This is a genomic window from Chenggangzhangella methanolivorans (assembly GCF_042648545.1).
Taxonomy (GTDB): domain Bacteria; phylum Pseudomonadota; class Alphaproteobacteria; order Rhizobiales; family Methylopilaceae; genus Methylopila; species Methylopila methanolivorans.
In genome coordinates this window covers 1073987-1096775 of the sequence record NZ_JBHRXS010000006.1, presented here as the reverse complement: position 1 = coordinate 1096775, position 22789 = coordinate 1073987, and the positions used below count along the sequence as shown (strand labels likewise).

General features: G+C 67.6%; 25 protein-coding genes. 22 read left to right on the top strand and 3 right to left on the bottom strand.

Annotation, left to right across the window (positions count from 1 at the left end; translation table 11 throughout):
• The first annotated feature begins 16 nt into the window (after positions 1 to 16).
• Both smpB and ACFOWB_RS16690 read left to right on the top strand, forming a co-directional pair.
• On the top strand, positions 17 to 493 hold the full coding sequence (gene smpB / locus ACFOWB_RS16695) for an SsrA-binding protein SmpB (RefSeq protein ID WP_261403274.1): 477 nt from the start codon (positions 17 to 19) through the stop codon (positions 491 to 493).
• Positions 490 to 1311 carry an aminoglycoside phosphotransferase family protein gene (locus ACFOWB_RS16690; protein WP_261403273.1) on the top strand — a complete coding sequence of 274 codons (822 nt, stop codon included), beginning with the start codon at positions 490 to 492 and terminating at the stop codon, positions 1309 to 1311. Before smpB ends, ACFOWB_RS16690 begins: the two co-directional genes overlap by 4 nt.
• Here ACFOWB_RS16690 and ACFOWB_RS16685 read toward each other — a convergent pair.
• Together ACFOWB_RS16685 and ACFOWB_RS16680 are read right to left on the bottom strand one after the other, a co-directional pair.
• Positions 1308 to 1961: a uracil-DNA glycosylase gene (locus ACFOWB_RS16685; protein WP_261403272.1), complete on the bottom strand. Its 654-nt coding sequence runs from the start codon at positions 1959 to 1961 to the stop codon at positions 1308 to 1310. The two genes, ACFOWB_RS16690 and ACFOWB_RS16685, sit on opposite strands and share 4 nt — an antisense overlap.
• The gene (locus ACFOWB_RS16680) at positions 1958 to 2545 is read right to left on the bottom strand and encodes a LabA-like NYN domain-containing protein (protein WP_261403271.1); all 588 of its coding nucleotides are present in this window, start codon (positions 2543 to 2545) and stop codon (positions 1958 to 1960) included. Before ACFOWB_RS16680 ends, ACFOWB_RS16685 begins: the two co-directional genes overlap by 4 nt.
• A gap of 196 nt (positions 2546 to 2741) precedes the next feature.
• On the opposite strand from ACFOWB_RS16680, the gene rpoZ reads away from it, so the two are divergent.
• The 19 genes from rpoZ (at position 2742) to lipA (ending at position 20837) form a co-directional block, all read left to right on the top strand.
• Positions 2742 to 3128: a DNA-directed RNA polymerase subunit omega gene (gene rpoZ, locus ACFOWB_RS16675; RefSeq protein ID WP_261403270.1), complete on the top strand. Its 387-nt coding sequence runs from the start codon at positions 2742 to 2744 to the stop codon at positions 3126 to 3128.
• A 158-nt stretch (positions 3129 to 3286) separates the two neighbouring features.
• Positions 3287 to 5491, top strand: coding sequence for a RelA/SpoT family protein (locus tag ACFOWB_RS16670; RefSeq protein WP_378148383.1), 2205 nt, complete (start codon positions 3287 to 3289; stop codon positions 5489 to 5491).
• A 145-nt stretch (positions 5492 to 5636) separates the two neighbouring features.
• Complete coding sequence (locus tag ACFOWB_RS16665; RefSeq protein WP_378148381.1) at positions 5637 to 6392, top strand: pyridoxine 5'-phosphate synthase; 756 nt, start codon at positions 5637 to 5639, stop codon at positions 6390 to 6392.
• Entirely contained in the window at positions 6389 to 6796 is a 408-nt protein-coding gene (acpS, locus tag ACFOWB_RS16660; protein WP_261403269.1) for a holo-ACP synthase, read from the top strand. Before ACFOWB_RS16665 ends, acpS begins: the two co-directional genes overlap by 4 nt.
• Before the next feature lie 96 nt (positions 6797 to 6892).
• Positions 6893 to 7657 carry a signal peptidase I gene (lepB, locus tag ACFOWB_RS16655; protein ID WP_261403268.1) on the top strand — a complete coding sequence of 255 codons (765 nt, stop codon included), beginning with the start codon at positions 6893 to 6895 and terminating at the stop codon, positions 7655 to 7657.
• Entirely contained in the window at positions 7654 to 8358 is a 705-nt protein-coding gene (gene rnc, locus ACFOWB_RS16650) for a ribonuclease III (RefSeq protein WP_378148378.1), read from the top strand. The genes lepB and rnc overlap by 4 nt, the downstream gene beginning before the upstream one ends.
• A complete protein-coding gene (era, locus tag ACFOWB_RS16645; protein ID WP_378148376.1) occupies positions 8351 to 9280 on the top strand; it encodes a GTPase Era in 930 nt (309 codons plus the stop codon). The genes rnc and era overlap by 8 nt, the downstream gene beginning before the upstream one ends.
• A 367-nt stretch (positions 9281 to 9647) precedes the next feature.
• A complete protein-coding gene (locus ACFOWB_RS16640; protein WP_261403267.1) occupies positions 9648 to 11474 on the top strand; it encodes a potassium/proton antiporter in 1827 nt (608 codons plus the stop codon).
• A 48-nt stretch (positions 11475 to 11522) separates the two neighbouring features.
• Positions 11523 to 11834 (top strand): FtsB family cell division protein, encoded by a 312-nt coding sequence (locus tag ACFOWB_RS16635; protein WP_261403266.1) that lies wholly within the window; start codon positions 11523 to 11525, stop codon positions 11832 to 11834.
• 182 nt (positions 11835 to 12016) lie between these two features.
• Complete coding sequence (gene pdhA / locus ACFOWB_RS16630) at positions 12017 to 13117, top strand: pyruvate dehydrogenase (acetyl-transferring) E1 component subunit alpha (protein WP_378148373.1); 1101 nt, start codon at positions 12017 to 12019, stop codon at positions 13115 to 13117.
• Between the two features lie 89 nt (positions 13118 to 13206).
• Positions 13207 to 14628: a pyruvate dehydrogenase complex E1 component subunit beta gene (locus ACFOWB_RS16625; RefSeq protein WP_261403265.1), complete on the top strand. Its 1422-nt coding sequence runs from the start codon at positions 13207 to 13209 to the stop codon at positions 14626 to 14628.
• Positions 14629 to 14660: 32 nt separating this feature from the next.
• Positions 14661 to 14927, top strand: coding sequence for a DUF5076 domain-containing protein (locus ACFOWB_RS16620; protein WP_378148370.1), 267 nt, complete (start codon positions 14661 to 14663; stop codon positions 14925 to 14927).
• 13 nt (positions 14928 to 14940) lie between these two features.
• Entirely contained in the window at positions 14941 to 15108 is a 168-nt protein-coding gene (locus ACFOWB_RS16615) for a hypothetical protein (RefSeq protein WP_261403263.1), read from the top strand.
• Between the two features lie 56 nt (positions 15109 to 15164).
• On the top strand, positions 15165 to 16544 hold the full coding sequence (locus ACFOWB_RS16610; protein WP_261403262.1) for a pyruvate dehydrogenase complex dihydrolipoamide acetyltransferase: 1380 nt from the start codon (positions 15165 to 15167) through the stop codon (positions 16542 to 16544).
• Between the two features lie 176 nt (positions 16545 to 16720).
• Entirely contained in the window at positions 16721 to 17098 is a 378-nt protein-coding gene (locus ACFOWB_RS16605; protein ID WP_261403261.1) for a tautomerase family protein, read from the top strand.
• A gap of 15 nt (positions 17099 to 17113) precedes the next feature.
• Positions 17114 to 17734 (top strand): nucleoside 2-deoxyribosyltransferase, encoded by a 621-nt coding sequence (locus tag ACFOWB_RS16600; protein WP_261403260.1) that lies wholly within the window; start codon positions 17114 to 17116, stop codon positions 17732 to 17734.
• Positions 17727 to 19166: a dihydrolipoyl dehydrogenase gene (lpdA, locus tag ACFOWB_RS16595; RefSeq protein ID WP_261403259.1), complete on the top strand. Its 1440-nt coding sequence runs from the start codon at positions 17727 to 17729 to the stop codon at positions 19164 to 19166. Before ACFOWB_RS16600 ends, lpdA begins: the two co-directional genes overlap by 8 nt.
• 257 nt (positions 19167 to 19423) lie before the next feature.
• Positions 19424 to 19684, top strand: a complete 261-nt coding sequence (locus tag ACFOWB_RS16590; protein WP_261403258.1) for a GlsB/YeaQ/YmgE family stress response membrane protein — start codon at positions 19424 to 19426, stop codon at positions 19682 to 19684.
• Positions 19685 to 19862: 178 nt separating this feature from the next.
• A complete protein-coding gene (gene lipA, locus ACFOWB_RS16585) occupies positions 19863 to 20837 on the top strand; it encodes a lipoyl synthase (RefSeq protein WP_261403257.1) in 975 nt (324 codons plus the stop codon).
• Positions 20838 to 20858: 21 nt separating this feature from the next.
• On the opposite strand, the gene ACFOWB_RS16580 is transcribed toward lipA, so the two are convergent.
• Positions 20859 to 21638 carry a hypothetical protein gene (locus ACFOWB_RS16580; RefSeq protein ID WP_261403256.1) on the bottom strand — a complete coding sequence of 260 codons (780 nt, stop codon included), beginning with the start codon at positions 21636 to 21638 and terminating at the stop codon, positions 20859 to 20861.
• Positions 21639 to 21793: 155 nt separating this feature from the next.
• On the opposite strand from ACFOWB_RS16580, the gene ACFOWB_RS16575 reads away from it, so the two are divergent.
• Positions 21794 to 22747: an NAD(P)H-dependent flavin oxidoreductase gene (locus ACFOWB_RS16575; protein ID WP_378148365.1), complete on the top strand. Its 954-nt coding sequence runs from the start codon at positions 21794 to 21796 to the stop codon at positions 22745 to 22747.
• Positions 22748 to 22789 lie beyond the last annotated feature (42 nt).

Here is a 22789-nt window from a genome sequence, read left to right as displayed (position 1 = left end):
CCAGATCTAGACCTTCATGAGCTCGAAGAATCCCAATCCCCGCTACAAGATCGTCGCCGACAACCGCAAGGCGCGCCACAACTACGAGATCGGCGACACGATAGAGGCCGGCATCGTGCTTGTCGGCACAGAGGTGAAGTCGCTGCGCCAAGGCAAGGCGACGATCGGGGAGTCGTACGCCGGCGAATACGGCGGAGAGTTCTTCCTCTACAACTCCTACATTCCGGAATATTTGCAGGCCAACCGCTTCAACCACGAGGTTCGCCGGCCTCGGAAGCTGTTGCTGCACGAGAGCCAGATCAACAAGCTATCGGGGGCCGTGACCCGTGACGGCATGACGGTGGTGCCGCTGAAGATCTATTTCGACGACCACGGCCGCGCCAAGGTCGAGATCGCGCTAGCGCGCGGCAAGCAGCTCCACGACAAGCGGCAGGCCGACAAGGAAAAGACCTGGAACCGCGACAAGGCGCGCATCATGCGCGATCGCGGGTGAGCGACGAGCCGCTCGCCGGAAGGCTTCGCGGCGCGCTCGACAGATGGGGCCTGGCCCCCGACGGCGACCTGCTGGCGACCCGCACCAGTTTCCTCCAGCCCGTCCACACCGCCGCCGGCGAGGCGGCGATTCTCAAGATCAGCCATTCGCCGGAAGAACGCTTCGGCGCCGAGGTGATGGCGTGGTGGGGCGGGCAGGGGGCCGCGAAGGTGTTGGCCCATGAGGGCGACGTCTTGCTGCTCGAGCGCGCGGCTGGCGAGCGTTCCCTCGCGGCGATGGCGCGCGGCGGAGACGACGACGAGGCCACGCGGGTGATCTGCGGCGCGGCCGAAGCGCTTCACGGCCGCCGCGAGGATCCGCCTGCAGGACTGACGCCTCTCGACGTCTGGTTCCGCTCTCTGTTTTCGGTCGCCGACAGCCACGGCGGCTTGCTTGTCCGCTGCGCGGAGACCGCGTGCGAACTGCTTGCTGAGCCCAAGGACATGGTCGCGCTTCATGGCGACCTTCACCACGGCAACGTGCTGGATTTCGGCCCGCGCGGCTGGCTTGCGATCGATCCCAAGGGGCTTCTGGGCGAACGCGGCTTCGACTTCGCGAACCTGTTGCGCAACCCGGATCCGGATACGGCGCAGACGCCGGGTCGCCTCGCCCGTCAGGCCGACGTCGTCGCGGAGGCCGCGGATCTCGATCGGACGCGCCTGCTCATGTGGGCGCTGGCGTGGTTCGGCCTCTCGGCCGTCTGGATGGTCGAGGACGGCGAGGCCGAGGCGATCGACCTGACCATGGCCGAGATCGCGGCCGCCGAGCTCGATCGCTAGCGCGCGTCCACATACGCCCGGACGCTCGCGAACACCGACTCGAACATCTCGGTGGTGAGCACGCCGGTGTTCGTGTTGTAGCGGGAGCAGTGATAGCTGTCGAAGAGCGTCACAGCGCCGAGCGCGTGGCGCGCCCCGTGGGCGAACGGCGCGGCCTTGAGCGCGACGCCGAGCGTCCGGCAGAGGCTGTCATGCGCAATGCGCCCGAGCGCGACCACCGCGGCGCCGTGACCGAGCGCCTCGATCTCCGACGTCAGATACGGCCGGCAGGTCGCGATCTCCCTGGTCTCGGGCTTGTTCTGCGGCGGCACGCAGCGCACCGCGTTGGTGACGCGCGCGCCGACGAGCGCCAGGCCGTCGTCGGGCCGCTCGTCATAGACCCCTTCGGCGAATCCGAACTTCAGCAGCGTCGCGTAGAGCAGGTCGCCGGCCCAGTCGCCCGTGAAGGGACGACCGGTCCGGTTCGCGCCCTGAAGGCCCGGGGCGAGACCGACGATCAGAAGCTTTGCGGAGACCGGCCCGAAGGACGGGACGGGCGCATTGTGCCAGTCGGCGTGCTTGGCCCGCTGCTCCTCTCGGAACGCGACGAGGCGAGGGCAGAGCGGGCAGTCCCGCGGCGGCTCGGCCGGCGCGGTGGCGGCGGAGATCAAGGTTCCGGCGTGGTGTCGACGGCGGCGGCGCGCCTCGCCTCGCGGGCGGCGCGCTCGGCCGGGTCACGGCCGACCTTGGAGGCGAGGTCGGCGAGGTCGAGGAAGTGGTCGGCGCGGCGGCGCAGGTCGTCGGCGATCATCGCCGGCTGGGTCGTCACGGTCGAGACGACGGTGACGCGCACCCCCTTGCGCTGCATGGCGGCGACCAGCGGCGTGAAGTCGCCGTCGCCGGAAAACAGCACCATGTGGTCGATCTTCTCGGCGATCTCGAGCGCGTCGATCGCGAGTTCGATGTCGAGATTGCCCTTCACCTTGCGCCGGCCCTGGCTGTCGGTGAACTCCTTGGTGGGCTTGGTCACCACGGTGTAGCCGTTGTAGTCGAGCCAATCGATCAGCGGGCGGATGGTCGAGACCTCGAGGTCCTCGCTGAGCGCGGTGTAGTAATAGGCGCGAATGAGATAGCCGCGGCCCTGGAATTCGCGGAGAAGCCGGCGGAAGTCGATGTCGAAGCCCACGCCGCGGGCCGTGGCGTAGAGGTTGGCGCCGTCGATGAAGAGGCCGAGCCGTTCGTCCGAATAAAACATCGCTTGAAACATCCCTTGCTTGAAACCCGCCGCAACCGACGAAGACGCAGATCTGAAAGCCGTTGCGAATAAAGGCCGAATGGCCGCTCCACGTCCGCGCGGAGCATTACGCCCGGTCCTTGCCACGAGATCGGTCCCGCGGTAAAGACCGCGCTCGTTTCCGAACCGTCGAACTCACACAACAGCGGAGGCCCCCATGGCCCGCGTCACCGTCGAGGATTGCATCGACAAGGTCGAGAACCGCTTCGACCTCGTTCTGCTCGCAGGGCACCGCGCCCGGCTGATCTCCTCCGGCCAGCCCATCACCATCGACCGCGACAACGACAAGAATCCCGTCGTCGCGCTTCGCGAGATCGCCGAACAGACCGTCGTTCCGGATGATCTGCGCGAGGATCTGATCCATTCGCTGCAGAAGTACGTCGAAGTCGACGAGCCCGAGGCCGAGGTTGTTCCGGCGCTCGCCGGCTCCGCCGGCGCGTCGGACGACGCCGGCGACGTCGCCTTCGACCGCATGACGGAAGAAGACCTTCTGCGCGGCCTCGAAGGTCTCGTGCCGCCGGCCGAGACCGACGACGACGAGTAAGCCGCTCTTAACTGAGCCGCAGATTCGAACGCCGTCGCGGACCGCCGCGGCGGCGTTTCGCTTTTTGAAGCGTTCGCGAATCTTGTGCGGCGCGATGATCGCCGCGATATTCGGCCGGGGAGCCTCACGCTCCCGAGAGGAGCGCCAGTCTTCACGACATGATGCGGCAGTACGAGCTCGTCGAACGCGTCAAGGCGTACAATCCCAACGCCGACGAGGCGCTGCTCAACCGCGGCTACGTCTACGCGATGAAGGCCCATGGCGCGCAGACCCGGGCCTCTGGCGACCCGTATTTCTCCCATCCGCTCGAAGTCGCCGCGATCCTGACCGACCTGCGTCTCGACGACTCCACGATCGTCGCAGCGCTCCTCCACGACACGATCGAGGACACCGACGCCACCCGCGCCGAGATTGACGCGCTGTTCGGCGAACAGATCGGGGCGCTGGTCGAGGGGCTGACCAAGCTCAAGAAGCTCGACCTCGTCACCAAGGAAGCCGCGCAGGCCGAGAACCTGCGGCGCCTGCTGCTTGCGATCGCGGCCGACGTGCGCGTGCTGTTGGTGAAGCTCGCCGACCGCCTCCACAACATGCGCACGCTCCATTTCGTGCCGCCGGCCAAGCGCGCCCGGATCGCGCAGGAGACGCTCGACCTCTATGCGCCGCTCGCCGGCCGCATGGGCATGCAGGCGCTGCGCGACGAGCTCGAGGACATCTGCTTCCGCACGCTCTTTCCGGAAGCCTTCGACACCATCGTGTCGCGGCTGAACCGGCTCGCCTCCCGCAGCGCCGAATCGATCGAGGAGATCAAGACGGCGTTCGAGAAGCGCTTCGCCGACCAGCGCGTCGAGGCGCAGATCACGGGCCGCGCCAAGAAGCCCTATTCGATCTGGCGCAAGATGGAGCGCAAGTCCGTCGCCTTCGAGCAGCTCTCGGACGTGTTCGCCTTCCGCGTGATCGTGAAGGACGTGCCGGACTGCTACCGCGCGCTCGGCGCGCTGCACAGCGGCTGGCCGACCGTGCCCGGGCGCTTCAAGGACTACATCTCGACGCCCAAGGAGAACGACTACCGCTCGATCCACACCACGATCGTCGGTCCCGAGCACCAGCGCGTCGAACTCCAGATCCGCACCGAGGCGATGCACCGCTTCGCCGAATACGGCATCGCGGCCCATGCGCTCTACAAGGACGGGCTTGGCGGCGACGTCGAGGGGCTTGCGCGCGAGAGCCGCGCCTATGGCTGGCTGCGGCGCACCGTGGAGCTGCTCGCCGAGGGCGACAACCCGGAGGAGTTCCTCGAGCACACCAAGCTCGAGCTGTTCTCCGACCAAGTGTTCTGCTTCACGCCGAAAGGCCGCCTGATCGCGCTGCCGCGCGGCGCGACCCCGATCGACTTCGCCTATGCGGTCCACACCAGCGTCGGCAACCAGTGCGTCGGCGCCAAGATCAACGGCAAGACCGAGTCGCTCGTCCAGCCGCTCTCGAACGGCGACGAAGTCGAGATCATCCGCTCGGAAGCCCAGACGCCTCCGGCCGCCTGGGAGGCGGTGGTGGTGACCGGCAAGGCGCGAGCCGCGATCCGCCGCGCGACGCGTTCAGCGGTTCGGGCGCAATATGCCGGCCTCGGCCGCCAGATCGTCCAGCGCGCCTTCGATCGGGCCGGGCAGCCCTTCGTCGAGGAGAAGCTGCGGACGTCGCTCCATCGCCTCGCGCGCAGCAGCGTCGACGACGTGCTGGCGGCTGTCGGCCGCGGCGAGATGCATTCCAACGACGTCGTGCGCGCCGTCCATCCGGAGGTGAAGGACGAGCGGTCGCCGACGATCGGCGCGCCGTCGAACGGATGGTTCGGGCTGGAGCACGCCGGCTCGCTGCGTTTCAAGGCGCCGAACGGCGAGCCCGCGGACGGCTTTCTCCCCTCGATCCCGATCCGCGGTCTTCGCGGCGACCTGCCGGTGCGCTTCGCGCCCGACGGCGGCGCGGTGCCGGGCGACCGCATCGTCGGCATTCTGGATCCGGGCGCCGGCATCACGATCTATCCGATCCAGTCGCCGGCGCTGAAGGCCTTCGACGATCAGCCCGAGCGCTGGCTCGACGTCCGCTGGGACGTGGATTTCGGTCGGAGGGAGCGGTTTCCCGTGCGCGTCACCGTGACGTCGATGAACGAGCCGGGCTCGCTCGCGCTCATCGCCGGGATCATCTCGAACTACGAGGCGAACATCGACGACGTGCGCATGGTCTCGCACTCGCCCGACTTTCACGACATCGTCTTCGACCTCGGGGTGTTCGACTCCAAGCACCTGAGCGCGATCATCGCGGATCTGAGGCAGACGCCGGTCGTGTCGAACGCCGAGCGGGTGAACGGCTGAGGGCCGAACGAGGAATTGCGTGCTTCGAGACGCCGGCCTACGGACGGCTCCTCAGCATGAGGACCGATTGGGACACTCGAAACGCCTCTCATGCTGAGGAGCGCCAAAGGCGCGTCTCGAAGCACGCAGCACAGTGGTGAAGGCCATGGCCCAAATCATCCGCCTCGGCGTCAATGTCGACCACGTCGCGACCGTCCGGAACGCGCGCGGCGGCGTCCATCCGGATCCCGTGGCGATCGCCAAGCTCGCGATCGCGGCCGGCGCGGACGGCATCACGGCGCATCTCCGAGAGGATCGTCGCCACATCCGCGACGCCGACATCGAGCGCCTGATGGCCGAGATCGATAGGCCGCTCAATTTCGAAATGGCGGCCACCGACGAGATGGTCGCCATCGCGCTCAGGCGTCAGCCTCACGCCGCCTGCCTCGTGCCAGAGAAGCGCGAGGAGCGCACGACCGAGGGCGGGCTCGACGTCGTCGGCCAGCGGAGGCACCTGGAGCCGGCCGTGCGCGAACTCGTGGCCGCGGGCGTCCGCGTGTCGCTGTTCGTCGAGGCCGACGCGGCGACGCTCGAGGCTTCAGCCGCCATGGGCGCGCCGGTGGTCGAGCTCCACACCGGCACCTGGTGCGAGGCGATCGCGCATGGCCGCGCCGACGAAGCCGCCCGCGAGTTCGACCGACTCGCCGAAGGCGCCCGCCGCGCTTCCGCGCTCGGTCTCGAGGTCCATGCCGGCCACGGGCTCGACTACGCCAGCGCCGAGACGATCTCCGCGCTGCCCGAGATCGCAGAACTCAACATCGGCCACTATTTGGTGGGAGAGGCGCTCGCCGTCGGGTTTCCCGAGACGATCCGGCTCATGAAGGCCGCGATCGCGCGCGGCAGGCGAAAGGCGGCGGCATGATTCTCGGTCTCGGCAACGATCTCTGCGACATCCGGCGCATCGAGCAGACGCTGGAGCGCTTCGGCGACCGGTTTCTCCAGCGCGTGTTCACCGAGACCGAACGCAAGCGCGCCTTCGCCAAGGCCGAGCCCGCCAACACGCTGGCCAAGCGCTTCGCCGCCAAGGAGGCCTGCGCCAAGGCGCTCGGCACCGGTTTTCGCGCCGGCACCTTCTGGCGCGACATGGGCGTGACGAACCTGCCCTCTGGACGCCCGACCCTGACGCTGACGGGCGGCGCCAAGGAGCATCTCGACCGGATGACGCCGGAGGGATACGAAGCCCGGATCGACCTCACTTTGACGGACGAGCCGCCGCTCGCCTCCGCCGTGGTCATCATCAGCGCGGTTCCCAAGGCGAGCGCGTGACGTGAGGCGGACGGGCGCCGTTTGCCAGCGGCCGCGCCCGGGGCTATCACGCGCCTGCCGCTCCTCTCGCCGCGGCGTCTTTCGGACAGGACTGGAATGAGCGCGACCACCGACAAGAAGGGCCAGTCCGAAGGCGGCTTCGCCGAGATCGTGAAGATCTGCGCGCAGGCGCTGATCATCGCGGTGGTGATCCGGACGCTGATCTTCCAGCCGTTCAACATCCCGTCCGGCTCGATGGAGGACACCCTCCTCGTCGGCGACTACCTGTTCGTGAACAAGTTCTCCTACGGCTACAGCCACCATTCGCTGCCGTTCAGCCCGAAGATCTTTTCGGGCCGCGTCATGGGCGCGGTTCCCGAGCGCGGCGACATCGCGGTGTTCAAGGTCTGGGTGCCGGGCGACGGCTGGACCGACTACATCAAGCGCGTGATCGGCCTGCCCGGCGATCGCATCCAGATGGTCGACGGCCAGCTGATCATCAACGAGAAGCCGGTTCCCAAGGTCCGGCTGCCGCAGGACTACATCGAGGGCACCGGGGGCGCGGCGCGCCACATTCCGCGCTTCGAGGAGACGCTCGACAACGGGCGGAAATACGAAGTCCTCGACATGGACAAGAACGGCTTCCTCGACAACACGCCGGTCTATGAGGTGCCGCCCGGCCATCTCTTCATGATGGGCGACAACCGCGACAACTCCACCGACAGCCGCGTGCAGTCGGCGGTGGGCTTCGTGCCGATGGAGAACCTCGTCGGCCGCGCCGAGATGCTGTTCTTCTCGGTCGAGCGCGGCGAGGCCGCCTGGGCGTTCTGGAAGTGGCCGTGGTCGGTCCGCTGGTCGAGGATCGGGACCTTGCTCGAATGAAGCGCCGTCCGGTCACGGACGGCCTCCTCGAAAACCGGCTTGGCCACGACTTTGCCGACAAGTCCCTGCTCGACCGCGCTTTGACGCATATTTCGGGCGCGACCTCGAAGGAAGGGCGGCTCGGCAGCTATCAGCGGCTCGAATTCCTCGGCGACCGCGTTCTGGGCCTTGCGATCGCTTCGCTGCTGATGGAGACCTATCCGACCGCCGACGAGGGCGAGATGTCCCGGCGCCTCGCCGAGCTCGTGCGCGCCGAGACATGCGCCGAGGTGGCGCAGGCGATGGATCTCGGCCCCTACATCCGGCTCGGCGCGGGCGAGGCGAGTTCTGGCGGGCGCCGCAAGGCGGCGATCCTCTCCGACGTCTGCGAGTCGGTCATCGGCGCGGTCTATCTCGACGCAGGGTTTCCCGCCGCCGCGGACCTCGTGGAGCGGTTCTGGCGCGAACGTCTGCTGGCGCCGCGTCGTCCGCTGCGCGACGCCAAGACCGAGCTTCAGGAATGGGCCCAGGGGCGCGGTCTGCCGCCGCCCGTCTATCGCGAGGTCGCGCGCTCGGGGCCCGACCACAATCCGCAGTTTCGCGTCGTCGTCCTGGTCGACGGCGCCGAAGAGGTCGAAGGTTCGGGCCGTTCGAAACGCGCGGCCGAGCAAGCGGCCGCCGAAGCTCTCCTCCAGCGCGAAGGCGTCGCGAACCATGACTGAAACCGAGACGCCCGACACGCCTGAGGCGACGACCCGCTGCGGCTACGTCGCCCTCGTGGGCGCGCCGAACGCGGGCAAGTCGACGCTGGTCAACCGGCTCGTCGGCGTGAAGGTCTCGATCGTCAGCCACAAGGTGCAGACGACTCGGGCGCTGATCCGCGGCCTCGTGATCGAGAAGGACGCGCAGATCGTCTTCGTCGACACCCCCGGCATCTTCGCGCCCAAGCGCCGGCTCGACCGCGCCATGGTCTCGACCGCCTGGGGCGGAGCGACCGACGCCGACGTGATCGCGTTGCTGATCGACGTGCGGAAGGGCCTCGACGACGACAACCTCGCGATCCTCGACAAGCTCGCGGGCGCCCCCCAGCGCAAGATCCTGATCCTCAACAAGATCGACATGATCGACCGCGAGAAGCTGCTGGCGATCGCGCAGGAGGCGGCGGCGCGCGTCTCGTTCGACCGGGTGTTCATGATCTCGGCCAAGACCGGGTCCGGCGTCTCGGACCTGCCCGCCTATCTCGCCGACGAGATGCCGGCCGGGCCCTGGCTCTATCCGGCCGACGACGTCTCGGACCTGCCGCTGCGCGCGCTCGCGGCCGAAATCACCCGCGAGAAGCTGTTCGCGCGGCTCCATGACGAACTTCCCTACGCCTCCACGGTCGAGACGGAGAAGTGGGAGGTCCGCGCCGACGGCTCGGCGCGCGTCGAGCAGACCATCTATGTCGAACGCGAGAGCCAGAAGCGCATCGTGATCGGGAAGGGCGGCCAGACCGTGAAGCAGATCTCCATGGAGGCCCGCAAGGAGATCTCGGAGATCGCGGAGACGGACGTCCATCTCTTCCTGTTCGTGAAGGTGCGCGAGAACTGGGCCGACGACCCGGAGCGCTATCGCGAGATGGGGCTGGAGTTTCCCAAGGGCTGAGGCCAAAGGGCGTGGGCACGCCGACCTCCAGCTCGGGCTTGATCCGGAATCCAGGAAATCGACGATCGCGAACGAAGCCGCGCCGCCAGCGCGTCTGGAGTCCGTCTCTGCGGCCGGAATGACGGCCGCGCGGTCCGCCGGGTCGTTCCGAACGCGACCAATTCTCGCTTCGATGGGCCGGATGGACGCCTCTTGGGCGTCCTGCATCGGCCAAAGTAGCGCTCACGCGCGGCTCACGCCGCCTTGATATCGCGCCAATCGTCCACGAAATTCGATCGATCTCTCTGAGGCTTCGGCGCTCGGACGACGACCGCGAGGGGAACCGCGGGCGCTCTCCTGTCGTCGCCTCGTCTCCAATCGGGCGGGCATGGAAAACATCGCGGTCGTCAACGCCATCCTGCTGTTCGGCGCGGCGCTGATGCTCGTGGGAATCCTGTCGTCGCTCGTGGCGTCGCGGTTCGGCGCGCCTCTGCTGCTCGTCTTCCTGCTGATCGGCATGCTGTCTGGCGAAGACGGCCCCGGCGGCATCGCGTTCGACAACTACCGTGTGACCTACCTGATCGGGTCGATCGCGCTCGCCATTATCCTGTTCGACGGCGGGCTCAGGACGCGGATATCGCATCTGGCAGGAGCGCTCTGGCCGGCGGTGAGCCTTGCGACCGTCGGCGTGCTCATCACCGCAGGACTGATCGGCGCCTTCGCCGCCTGGGCGTTGGGCTTGCGCTGGATCGAGGGACTGCTGATCGGCGCGACCATCGCCTCCACCGACGCGGCCGCGGTGTTCTTCCTCATCCGGGCGAGCGGCCTGCAGCTTCAGCGCCGCGTCGGGGCGACCCTCGAAATTGAATCGAGCACCAACGATCCGGTCGCGGTGTTCCTCACCGTGCTGCTCGTCGGGCTCGTGACGTCGGCCGCAGGCCATACGACCGGGGCGATCGTCGGCCACTTCCTCCAAGAGGCGCTGATCGGCGGCCTCGCGGGCGTCGCGGGGGGATTCGCGCTCGCCTTCATGCTGAATCGCGTCGACCTGCCGTCGGGCCTCCACCCGCTGTTCGTCGTGGCGTTCGTGGTGGCGCTGTTCTCGCTCACCGCGGTCCTGCACGGCTCGGGTTTCCTCGCCGTCTATCTGGCGGGCATCATCGTCGGCAACCGGCCGGTGCGCGCTCTGCCGTCGATCATCGCGTTCCACGACACGGTGACGTGGCTCTGCCAGATCGTGATGTTCATGGTGCTGGGGCTGCTGGTGACGCCCTCCACCATGATCTCCTCCATCCTGCCGGCGCTGGCGATCTCGGTCGTGCTGATCTTCGTCGCGCGTCCGGTCGCCGTCGCGCTCTGCCTGCTGCCGTTCGGTTTTTCGCGGAAGGAGATCGCGTTCGTCGGCTGGGTCGGCCTGCGCGGCGCCGTTTCGATCTTTCTCGCGGCGATCCCGACGCTCGCCAAGGTCCCGAACGCCGAGATCTATTTCAACGTCGCCTTCGTGGTGGTGATCGTCTCGCTGATCGTCCAGGGCTGGACCATCACGCCGCTGGCGAAGCGCCTCCATCTCGCCGTGCGCCAGATGACGCGAAGCGTCCACCGCGTCGAGATCGATCTGCCGGGCCAGCTGTCGCAGGAGATGGTCGGCTACGTGGTCACGCCGCACTGCCCGATCCTCAACCGCGATTCGGTGCCGAAATGGGCGAAGCCGGTCTTCGTGGTGCGCGACGACCGGATTCTCGATCCGCTCCAGGCCGGCGCGCTGAAGCCCGGGGATTACGGCTACTTTCTCACCGAGCCCGAACGCGTCTCCGAACTCGACGGACTGTTCGCGTCGACCGAAGCGGGCAGGGCGCGTCCGTCGCTCGGCGAGTTCCCGATGCGCGGCGAAACCCCGCTCGCGACGCTGGTCGAGCTCTACGGCCTCGGCGTCGACGCGGAGGAGGCCGGACTGACGGTCGCCGAAGTGTTCTCCGCGCGGTTCGAGAACGAGCCGGCGGTCGGCGACCTGCTCGAGCTCGGACCGGCGACGCTCATCGTGCGGGCGGTCGACGAAGGCCGCGTGACCCGCGCGGGCCTGCGCATCGAGGACGAGGGGCCGGACCAGCCGATGACCTCGCTCGCGCCCGCCGCCGAGACGCCCGCCAAGGCCGGGCCGGCGGCCACGATCCAGCGCCTCGCCGAGAAAGTGAAGGCGCAGATCGGGGCTGGCTGACGGCGCCTCTAAACGGTTTGGAAACCATGTCGGACGCATGCTCGTCCCATGATCGTCCGGACCAAATGGCGCATGGTCGCCGCCCAGCTCGCGCTCTGGATCGTCGCCGCGGGAGCGGTGACGTATTTCGGGCAGCAGGCCTATGTGGGCGCTCACGGCCTCGTCGCCAGCAAGGCGATGCAGGAGGAGATCGCCAAGCTCGAGACCCGTCTCGCAGAAGTGAAGGCGGAGCGCTCCTCCGTCGAACACCGCATCGACCTGATGACGTCCGAGCGTCTCGACCCCGATCTTCTTGACGAACAGGCCCGTTCCGACCTTGGCTGGCTAAGCCCCGCCGACCGCGTCCTTCAGAACGACTGACCCCTCGTCTTTCGCAGGCGGCGCGGGACAGCCATGCGGAAACGTGTGGCGGGGCGGGCTTGCGACTTTGGTCTAGCTTCTGTCAGGTTTCCAACCAACGCTCAGGCAGGGGTCGGCTCGCTTTCGCGTGGCCGGCGCCTTAGCTTGGTTAAAAAGACAAAAGAAACGACCAAGGGGACGTCATGGTAGCCACAGCCGCTAAGGCCGCGCCGAAACGCGCCGCGAAATCCTCCGCCGGCGCTTCGCGAGCGGCCGCGGACAAATCCCCCGCGGCCAAGTCGGCCCCCGCGAAATCCGCTTCGACCAAATCCTCCGGCGCTCTGTCCTTCGACAAGGACCAGGAACTCCACGCCCATCGGGAAATGCTGCTGATCCGCCGCTTCGAGGAGAAGGCCGGACAGCTCTACGGCATGGGCCTCATCGGCGGCTTCTGCCACCTCTATATCGGCCAGGAAGCCGTTGTGGTCGGCATGCAGATGGCGCTCAAGCAGGGCGACCAGGTCATCACCGGCTACCGCGACCACGGCCATATGCTCGCCTGCGAGATGGACCCGAAGGGCGTGATGGCCGAGCTCACGGGGCGCCGCGGCGGCTACTCCAAGGGCAAGGGCGGCTCGATGCACATGTTCAGCGTCGAGAAGCAGTTTTACGGCGGCCATGGCATCGTCGGCGCTCAGGTCTCGCTCGGCACCGGGCTCGCCTTCGCCAACAAGTACCGCAAGAACGACAGCGTGACGCTCGCCTACTTCGGCGACGGCGCCTCCAACCAGGGGCAGGTCTACGAGAGCTTCAACATGGCGAAGCTCTGGAGCCTGCCGGTCGTCTACGTCATCGAGAACAACAAGTACGGCATGGGCACCTCGGTCGAGCGCGCCTCGTCGAACACCAATCTCAGCCAGCGCGGCGCGAGCTTCGAAATCCCGGGCGAGCAGGTCGACGGCATGGACGTGCGCGCCGTGAAGGCCGCGGGCGACCGCGCCGTGAAGCACGCCCGGTCCGGCAAGGGCCCCTATATTCTCGAGATGGTCACTTACCGCTATCGCGGCCACTCCATGTCGGACCCGGCGAAGTACCGGTCCAAGGAGGAGGTCCAGAAGATGCGCGAGACCCATGACCCGATCGAGATGGTGCGCAAGCGCCTGATCGAGGCCGGTTTCGCAAGCGAGGACGACCTGAAGGCGGTCGACAAGGAGGTCCGCGAGATCGTCAACGCGGCCGCCGAATTCGCGACCAACGATCCTGAGCCCGATCCGTCCGAGCTCTGGACCGACATTCTGCGCTGATCGCGGTCCCTGAGACGGTCGACCGAACAAGCCCCTGCGAAGACGGGGGCGCTCAAGACAATAAGCCCTCTGGGCGAAAGGGACGTCCCATGCCGATCGAAGTCCTCATGCCGGCGCTGTCGCCGACCATGGAGGCGGGCAAGCTCGCCAAGTGGCTGAAGAAGGAAGGCGACAGCGTCACCTCCGGCGACGTGATCGCGGAGATCGAGACCGACAAGGCCACGATGGAGGTCGAGGCGGTCGACGAGGGCAAGATCGGCAAGCTGCTGATCGAGGAGGGGACCGACGACGTCAAGGTCAACACCCCGATCGCGCTCATTCTCGGCGACGGCGAGGACGAAAGCGCGCTGAAGAATGGCGCCGCCGCTCCCGCCAAGGCCAAGGAAGCCGAGGCCGAGGAGCCGACCAAGGCCGAAGAAGAGGCCAAGGCCGAGCCGAAGAAGGACGCGTCCGCCAAGGTCGAATCCGCCGCCGCCAACCCTCCCCAGCCGAAGACGCAGCCCGAACCCGACGTCCCCGAGGGGACCGAGATGGTCACAATGACGGTGCGCGAGGCGCTCCGCGACGCGATGGCCGAGGAGATGCGCAAGGACGACCGCGTCTTCGTGATGGGCGAGGAGGTCGCCGAGTATCAGGGCGCCTACAAGATCACGCAGGGCATGCTGACCGAGTTCGGCCCCGACCGCGTCATCGACACGCCGATCACCGAGCACGGTTTCGCAGGCGTCGGCGTCGGCGCGGCGCTTGCGGGCCTCAAGCCCGTGGTCGAGTTCATGACCTTCAACTTCGCCATGCAGGCGATCGACCAGATCATCAACTCGGCCGCCAAGACGCTCTACATGTCCGGCGGACAGATGGGCTGCTCGATCGTGTTCCGCGGCCCGAACGGCGCCGCGGCTCGCGTCGCGGCCCAGCACAGCCAGGACTACACCGCCTGGTACTCGAACGTGCCGGGTCTCACCGTCATCGCCCCCTACACCGCCGCCGACGCCAAGGGCCTGCTGAAGGCCGCGATCCGCGACGAGAACACGGTGATCTTCCTCGAGAACGAAATCCTCTACGGCCAGTCGTTCCCCGTGCCGAAGCTCGACGACTACATCGTGCCGATCGGCAAGGCCAAGATCGCCCGGCCGGGCAAGGACGTGACGATCGTCTCCTGGTCGATCGGCATGACCTATGCGCTCAAAGCCGCCGAAAAGCTCGCCGAGGAGGGGATCGAGGCCGAGGTCATCGATCTGCGCACCATCCGCCCGATGGACACCGATACGATCGTGGAGTCGGTCAAGAAGACCGGCCGCATCGTGACGGTGGAGGAGGGCTGGGCGCAGTCCGGCGTCGGCGCCGAGATCGCCGCGCGGATGATGGAACACGCCTTCGACTGGCTCGACGCTCCGGTCGTGCGCGTCACCGGCAAGGACGTGCCGATGCCCTACGCGGCGAATCTCGAGAAGCTCGCGCTGCCGAGCGTCGATGAAGTGGTCCAGGCGGCGAAATCCGTCTGTTACCGCTGATGGCGGCCCCCGGCGCGCCCAGGGAGCTCGCCGTGCCCTTCGCGGCCCACGAGGCCAAGGAGGCCTCGGAAGTGCTGCGCGCCTGGATCGTCGACAGCGGGCTTCATGTCTCTTTGCAACGGGGCTTCGAGGACCCGGCGGTCTGGGGCGTGCTGCTCTCCGACGTCGCCCGGCACGTCGCCAAGATCTTCGAGACCGAGAACGTCTGCTCGCAGGACGAGGCGCTCGAGGCCATCAAGGCGACGCTCGATGCCGAATGGGACGCGCCGCGCGACTCCACCACGCAGGCGATCCAGTGAGGGGTATCGATAGATGATCGGCCGCCTCATCAAGATCGCCGCGAACGAATTTCTGCGCCGCCGCCACGCGCAGACCGGAACCGGACCCCGCCGGCTCCCGCCGACTTCGATCGGCGAGGCCCAGAGCCGCGCGGCGCATACGCTGATCCGCATGGTCCTCGACCGGTTCATGAAGCGCTGAGACCGATCGAAACGCCCGATACGCCCCAGAAGCCTTCCGAAGAGGCCTGAAGACCGATGCCGACCAACATTCTGATGCCCGCGCTCTCGCCCACGATGGAAAAGGGCAATCTCGCCAAATGGCTCGTGAAGGAGGGCGACGAGGTCAAGTCCGGCGACGTCATCGCCGAGATCGAGACCGACAAGGCGACGATGGAGGTGGAGGCCGTCGACGAGGGCAAGATCGCCAAGATCCTTGTCGCCGAAGGCACCGCGGACGTCGCCGTGAACGAGCTGATCGCGATCCTGCTGGGCGACGGCGAGGACGAGAGCGCGCTGAAGGACGCCGGCGACGCGAAGGCGGCGCCCGAACCCGCGAAGGCTGAAGCGCCCAAACCCGAAGCCTCAAAGCCTGAGGCCTCCAAGGCCGAGGCTCCGAAGTCGGAAGAGGCGCCGAAGCCGGAGCCCAAGGCCGAAGCCAAGCCGGCCTCGAACGGCCACGACAAGGGCGCGCGCGTCTTCGCCTCGCCGCTCGCCCGCCGTCTCGCCAAGGAGGCCGGGATCGACCTCTCGGCGGTCTCCGGCTCGGGCCCGCATGGCCGCGTGGTGAAGGCGGACGTCGAAGGCGCGAAGGCGTCCGGCGGCGCCAAGCAAGCGGCCGCGCCTGCCGCGACGTCCGCCGACGCGCCGGCTCCCGCAGCCAAGGCTTCGGCGCCTGCGTCTGACGAGGCCATCAAGAAGCTCTTCCCCGAAGGATCCTTCGAGGAAATTCCGCACGACGGGATGCGCAAGACCATCGCGCGCCGCATGACCGAGGCGCGCCAGACGGTGCCGACCTTCTACGTGACAGTGGATTGCGAGATCGACGCGCTGCTGAAGCTGCGCGAGCAGATCAACGCTTCCGCGCCCCAGAAGGACGGCAAGCCGGATTGGAAGGTCTCGGTCAACGACATGGTGATCAAGGCGCTCGGCGTCGCGCTCGCGCAGGTGCCGGACGCCAACGTCTCCTGGACCGAAGGCGCGATGCTGAAACACAAGCACGCCGACGTCGGCGTCGCGGTGGCGCTTCCGGGCAACGGCCTGATCACGCCGATCATCCGCGCGGTCGAGACCAAGACGCTCTCGACGATCGCCAAGGAAATGAAGGACTTTTCGGCCCGCGCCAAGGAGCGCAAGCTGAAGCCCGAGGAGTACCAGGGCGGCACCACGGCGGTCTCGAACCTCGGCATGTTCGGCGTCAAGGACTTCACCGCGGTGATCAACCCGCCGCATTCGACCATCCTGGCGGTCGGCGGCGGCGAGAAGCGCGCGGTGGTGAAGGGCGACCAGATCGTCGCCGCGACCGTGATGAGCCTGACGCTCTCCTGCGACCATCGCTCGGTCGACGGTGCGCTCGGGGCGACGCTGATCTCGGCGATCAAGCGCCTGATCGAGAACCCGATGGGCATGCTGGTCTAGAAGGCGAGCCTCCGTGGTTCTGCGTGCTTCGAGACGCCGTCCCTTCCGGGCCGGCTCCTCAGCATGTGGGCTGTGGAGAAATGGCGAACCTCAGCCGTCCCTCATGCTGAGGAGCTTCGCGCCAGCGAAGCGTCTCGAAGCACGCAGTTCGTTTCCCCAAATGAGAGCCTGACCCCATGCCCCTCGTCCGCATCTCGCTCCTGAAGGGCCACAATGAGGCCGTCAAGCACGCCATGTGCGAGGGCGTCTATGACGCCATGCGCGAGGTCTTCAACGTGCCGGAAGACGACAAGTTCGTGGTCATGCACGAGCACGGCAAGGCGGAGTTCTCCTACGCCAAGTCCTATCTCGGCGTGGCGCATGACGACGGCCTGGTGATCGTCCAGATCACCTGCAACGAGGGCCGCAGCCTCGAGATGAAGAAGGCGCTCTACGCCTCGATCGCCGACAAGTTCGAGGCCGCGGGCGTCGCCAGGAACAACGTCTTCATCAGCCTCGTCGAGGTGAAGAAGGAGAACTGGTCGTTCGGCGACGGGATCGCGCAATATGCCTGAGGCGGGCGCCGCGCGATGAAAGCCTATCTCGCCGGCCCGGACGTCTTCCGCGCCGACGCGGCGGAGATCGCCGCCCGGCGCAAGGAGCTCTGCGCGACCTATGGCGTCGAGGCGCTGCATCCGTTCGACCAGGCGCTCGACGGGCTCGCCGCCCATGACCTCGCCGGCGCGATCTTCCGGGCCAACATCGCGATGATGCGCGAAGCCGACGTCGTGATCGCGGAGCTGTCGCCGTTCCGATCGCCAAGCGCCGATCCCGGCACCGCCTTCGAACTCGGTTTCGCCTTCGCGGCCGGGACGCCGGTCTACGGGTTTTCGGCCGCGGCTGAACCGCTGTTCGAGCGCACGGTCGGCGGGGTATCCCGCGACAATCTCGAAGTTCTGCCCGACGGCCGCCTGCTGCACGCGGACGGTCTCGTGGTCGAGGATTTCGGGCTCGCCGACAATCTGATGCTCATCGAGGCCATCACGGCCTCGGGCGGGCGCTTCTTCACCTCCGCGGGCGGCCCCTGGGCCGCGCCGGGCGGCCTTGATCCGTTCGAGGCCTGCCTCGCGGCGGCTTCAAAGCGCCTCGCTTTCGCTGCGGCCGCAGAGCCGCCGACACACAAGAAAACCGCAGGGACCACCCATGGCTGACGCATACGACGTGCTCATCATCGGCGGCGGGCCGGGCGGCTACGTCACGGCCATCCGCTCGGCGCAGCTCGGCTTCAAGACCGCCGTGGTGGAGCGCGAACATCTGGGCGGCATTTGCCTCAACTGGGGCTGCATCCCCACCAAGGCGCTGCTCCGTTCGGCCGAGGTCTACCACTACATGCAGCACCCCGACGCCTACGGCCTGAAAGCCGAGAAGGTCGGCTTCGACATCGCCGCGGTGGTGAAGCGATCGCGCGGGGTGTCGTCGCAGCTCAATGGCGGCGTCGGGTTCCTGATGAAGAAGAACAAGGTCGACGTCATCTGGGGCGAGGCGACCATCACGAAACCCGGAGAGGTGAAGGTCGTAGGCCCCAAGAAGTCCGTGCAGGGCCCTCCCGTCCCTGCGCCCAAGGGCGCGCTCGGGGAGGGGACCTATTCGGCCAAGCACGTCATCGTCGCGACCGGCGCGCGGCCCCGCTCGCTGCCGGGCCTCGAGGGCGACAAGAAGCTCGTCTGGACCTATTTCGACGCCATGGTCCCGACCGAGATGCCGAAGTCGCTGCTGGTGATCGGCTCGGGCGCGATCGGCATCGAATTCGCAAGCTTCTATCGATACATGGGCGCCGAAGTCACGGTCGTCGAAGTGCTGCCGCAGATCCTGCCCGTCGAGGACGAGGAGATCGCGGCGCACGCCCGAAAGCGCTTCGAGAAGCAGGGGATGAAGATCCTCTCCGGCGCGAAGGTCACGAAGCTCGACAAGGGCTCGAACGACGTCACCGCGACGATCGAGCTGTCCGACGGCAAGACCGAGAAGCTCAAAGTGGACCGCGTCATCTCGGCGGTCGGGGTCGTCGGCAACATCGAGAACCTCGGCCTCGAGGCGCTCGGCGTGAAGACTGAAAAGGGCTGCGTGGTCACCGACGGGCTGGGCCGCACCAATGTGAAGGGCGTCTACGCCATCGGCGACGTCGCCGGTCCGCCGATGCTCGCCCACAAGGCCGAGCACGAGGGCGTGATCTGCGTCGAGGGCATCAAGGGTCTCGACGTCCATCCGATGGACAAGGCCAAGATCCCGGGCTGCACCTATTGCCAGCCGCAGATCGCCTCGGTCGGGCTGACGGAAAAGAAGGCCAATGAGCAGGGCCGCAAGGTCAAGGTCGGCCGCTTCCCGTTCAACGGCAACGGCAAGGCGATCGCGCTCGGCGAGCCCGATGGGCTGGTGAAGACCATCTTCGACGCCGAGACCGGCGAGCTTCTGGGAGCCCATATGGTCGGCGCGGAAGTCACCGAGCTCATCCAGGGCTTCGTCATCGCCATGAACCTCGAGACCACCGAGGAAGAGCTGATGCATGCGGTGTTCCCGCACCCGACGCTCTCCGAAATGATGCACGAGAGCGTGCTCGACGCTTACGGGCGGGTGATCCACACCTGAGGCGTATCCATTCGGGCGGACGCGCCTCGACCGTCATGCCCGGCGAAGCCGGATATCCACGACTTCGTCGTCGCGTTTCACGATCTCAGAAAGTCGTGGGCGCCTGTGTCGCCGCGCGGGCATGAGGGCGGAGTGGGCGCGCGGCGGACATATCACACGCCCGCTATCAGTAATTTATTCCTGCCCTACTGGAACTTGGTCGGCGCCGCCCGAGTTCTTTACGCGACGGGACAACGCTTCGCGGGAGTTATGCAGGAATGACAGGCGTCGGCTGGTTAATGGCGATCATCCTCGGCGGCATCGCCGGATGGATCGCCGAGCAGATCATGAAGTCCGACATGGGACTGATCATGAACATCATCCTCGGGATCGTCGGGGCGCTGGTGATGAACGCGATCCTCGGCGCGATCGGCGTCGTGCCGCCCGGCGGCTGGATCTGGCAGTGCATCGTGGCGATCGCTGGCGCGTGCCTGCTGATCTTCGTCTGGCGGGCGATCCGCGGGCGGCGCGCGGCCTGACGCGCATCGACCTGAGCCCTGCATTCGCGCCGCGTCCGCTCTGCGGGCGCGGAGCAGCGGATGACGCGGGCTCCGGCCTCGGTTAAATTCACAAGGAGAGCAGGCGAAACGCCCGCTCTCCTTTTTTCATTCGCGGCGGCCCGTTGCGTATCCTCCGCCGCGTCACGATCTGGGCGCCATGGTCACGGTTCTCGACCGAACGAATGGACTTCCCCGCGCGCGTCATCCTGAAAAGGCGCGCCGCGAAGACACGCTCAAGCTCGCCAAGCCGGACTGGATCCGCGTCAAGGCGCCGGGCTCGCCGGTCTGGCGCGAGACCAACGAGATCGTTCGCGCCAACAAGCTTGTGACGGTGTGCGAGGAGGCCGGCTGCCCGAACATCGGGGAGTGCTGGTCGAAGAAGCACGCGACCTTCATGATCCTCGGCGACACCTGCACCCGCGCCTGCGCGTTCTGCAACGTGCGCACCGGCATGCCCGAGGCTGTCGACGCCGGCGAGCCGGAACGGGTCGCGGACGCCGTCGCCAAGCTCGGCCTCCACCACGTCGTCATCACCTCGGTCGACCGCGACGACCTCGCCGACGGCGGAGCGAAGCACTTCGCCGACGTCATCGGCGCGATCCGGCGCGCGAGCCCGCAGACCACGATCGAGATCCTGACGCCCGACTTCCTGCGAAAGGACGGCGCGCTCGAGACAGTGGTCGCGGCGAAGCCCGACGTCTTCAACCACAATCTCGAATGCGTGCCGTCGCTCTACCTCACGGTCCGCCCCGGCGCTCGCTACTTTCATTCCCTGCGTCTGTTGCAGCGCGTGAAGGAGCTCGATCCGGAGATCTTCACCAAGTCCGGCATCATGGTGGGTCTCGGCGAGGAGCGGAACGAGGTCCTCCAGCTGATGGACGACCTGCGCTCCGCCGACGTCGATTTCCTGACCATCGGCCAGTACCTGCAGCCGACCAAGAAACACCACGCGGTCATGCGGTTCGTGACGCCGGACGAGTTCCGGTCCTACGAGACGATGGCCTACGCCAAGAGCTTCCTGATGGTGTCGGCGAGCCCGCTCACCCGCTCGTCCCACCATGCGGGCGAAGACTTCGCTCGGCTCAAGGCCGCCCGCGCGGCCAGGCGGCCGGCGGCTGTCGCGGCAGAGTAGGTCTCGTCCGCTAAAGCCCCGTCAGAAGTGGTCGTAGGAGATCGAGGGATCGTCCTTCCATTTTGAAGGGGGCGCCGGCCGTGGCGTCGACGGGGCCGGAGGAGAGGGCGGCGTTTCCGACCGTGGCGGCTCGGGCCGGACGTCGGCGGCGGTCGCAGGCGCCGGCGGAGGGGGCTCCGGAAGTCGCTCGGGAGCTGCGATCGGGCCTGGTCGAACGGTAGGCGCCGCCACGCGATCTTCGACCGGCTGCCTGACGCGCGAGGGAAGCGCATCCTGATCCGGCTCGCGAACGCGGCGGCGCGTCTCCGAACGCTCCGACAGGCGCTCGGCGCGGGGCGGTCGCTCGGATGCTTGCGGGCTCCGGCGGCGGGGCGCGACGTCCGGTTCGAAATCCTGCGGCGAGCCCGCGAGCACCGGCGTCCGCTCGACCGTTCGCGCCCGGTCCGGCAGGGCGGCCCTCTCCACAGCGGGCGTTCTGATTGGCGGCGCGCGCCGGGCTTCGGTCGGCGCCGTCCCGCAAATCACGTCGACCACGGTCGTCTGCCTGACGATCTCTTCCCCCGGCGGTCGCCGCTTCGCCGAAACGACGCCCGTGCGGCACGCCTGGGCTGCGATCTCGGCGTCGCTCGGCGCCAGGCCGAACGGCGCGATGATCCAGTTGGTGAAGCCCGGCGCGACGATCGAGCATTGCAGAAGCGTCGGCGCGGCGCAGGCGACTTTTCGCGACGAGCCGATCTCGGAGAAGGCGGGAGCGGGCGCCGCGACGACGGCGAGCGAGGCGACGAGCAGTCCGGCGCGCATCTCGATCCTCCGAGGCGCGAGCCGGGCGGCGCGCGTCGCTGCGAGCTTACGTGGGGCGACCGGCGACACAAGACCCGCGCCGATCACGAGGCGGATGACGAAGCGCGGCGCCTCGGCTATTGCTCCTGCACACCTTCAAGAGGATCAAGCCGCTCATGCCGCTTCCCAAGCTTCTCGAAGGTCGGCTGTCGATCCCCGTGATCGGCGCGCCGATGTTCATCGTCTCGGGCCCCGAGCTCGTCGTGGCCCAGTGCAAGGCGGGCGTGGTCGGTTCTTTCCCGGCGCTGAACGCGCGGCCCGCCGATCAGCTCGACGTCTGGCTCGGCCGGATCGAGGACGAGCTTACAGCCTTCGCCGACGCCAATCCCGGCGCGCCGGTCGCGCCTTACGCCGTGAACCAGATCGTCCATTCCTCGAATGCGCGCCTCGGCGAGGACATGACCGTCTGCGCCCGCCGTCGCGTCCCGATCGTCATCACCTCGCTGCGCTCGCCGAACGAAGTGGTCAAAGCGGCGCATGACTGGGGCGGCGTCGTGCTGCACGACGTGATCTCGGTCCGCCACGCCGAAAAGGCGCTCGAGGCGGGCGTCGACGGGCTGATCCTCGTCTGCGCGGGCGCAGGAGGCCATGCCGGCATGCTCAGCCCGTTCGCGCTGACCCAGGAGGTGAGGGCGATCTTCGACGGTCCGATCGTGCTGTCGGGCGCCATCGCGACGGGAAGGGCGGTGCTCGCCGCGCAGGCGGCGGGCGCGGACCTCGCTTATGTCGGCACGCGCTTCATCGCCACGAAGGAGGCCAACGCCGACCCGCGCTACAAGGAGATGCTGGTGGCGGGCGCCGCGAGCGACATCGTCTATTCGTCGCTCTTCACGGGCGTGCACGGCAACTATCTGAAGCCGTCGATCGCGGCCTCCGGGCTCGATCCCGAGGCGCTGCCCGACGCCGACAAGTCGAAGATGGATTTCGGATCCGCCGCAAAGGCCTGGCGGGACATCTGGGGCGCAGGACAAGGCCTCGGCGCGATCTCGGACGCGCCGAGCGCTGGCGAAACCATCGCCCGGATGGTCGCGGAATACGGCGCCGCCAAAGCCGACCTCGCAGCCGCGTAACGGGGCGCGGCGGCGGCCATCCTTGAGCGAGCGCCCTTCGGC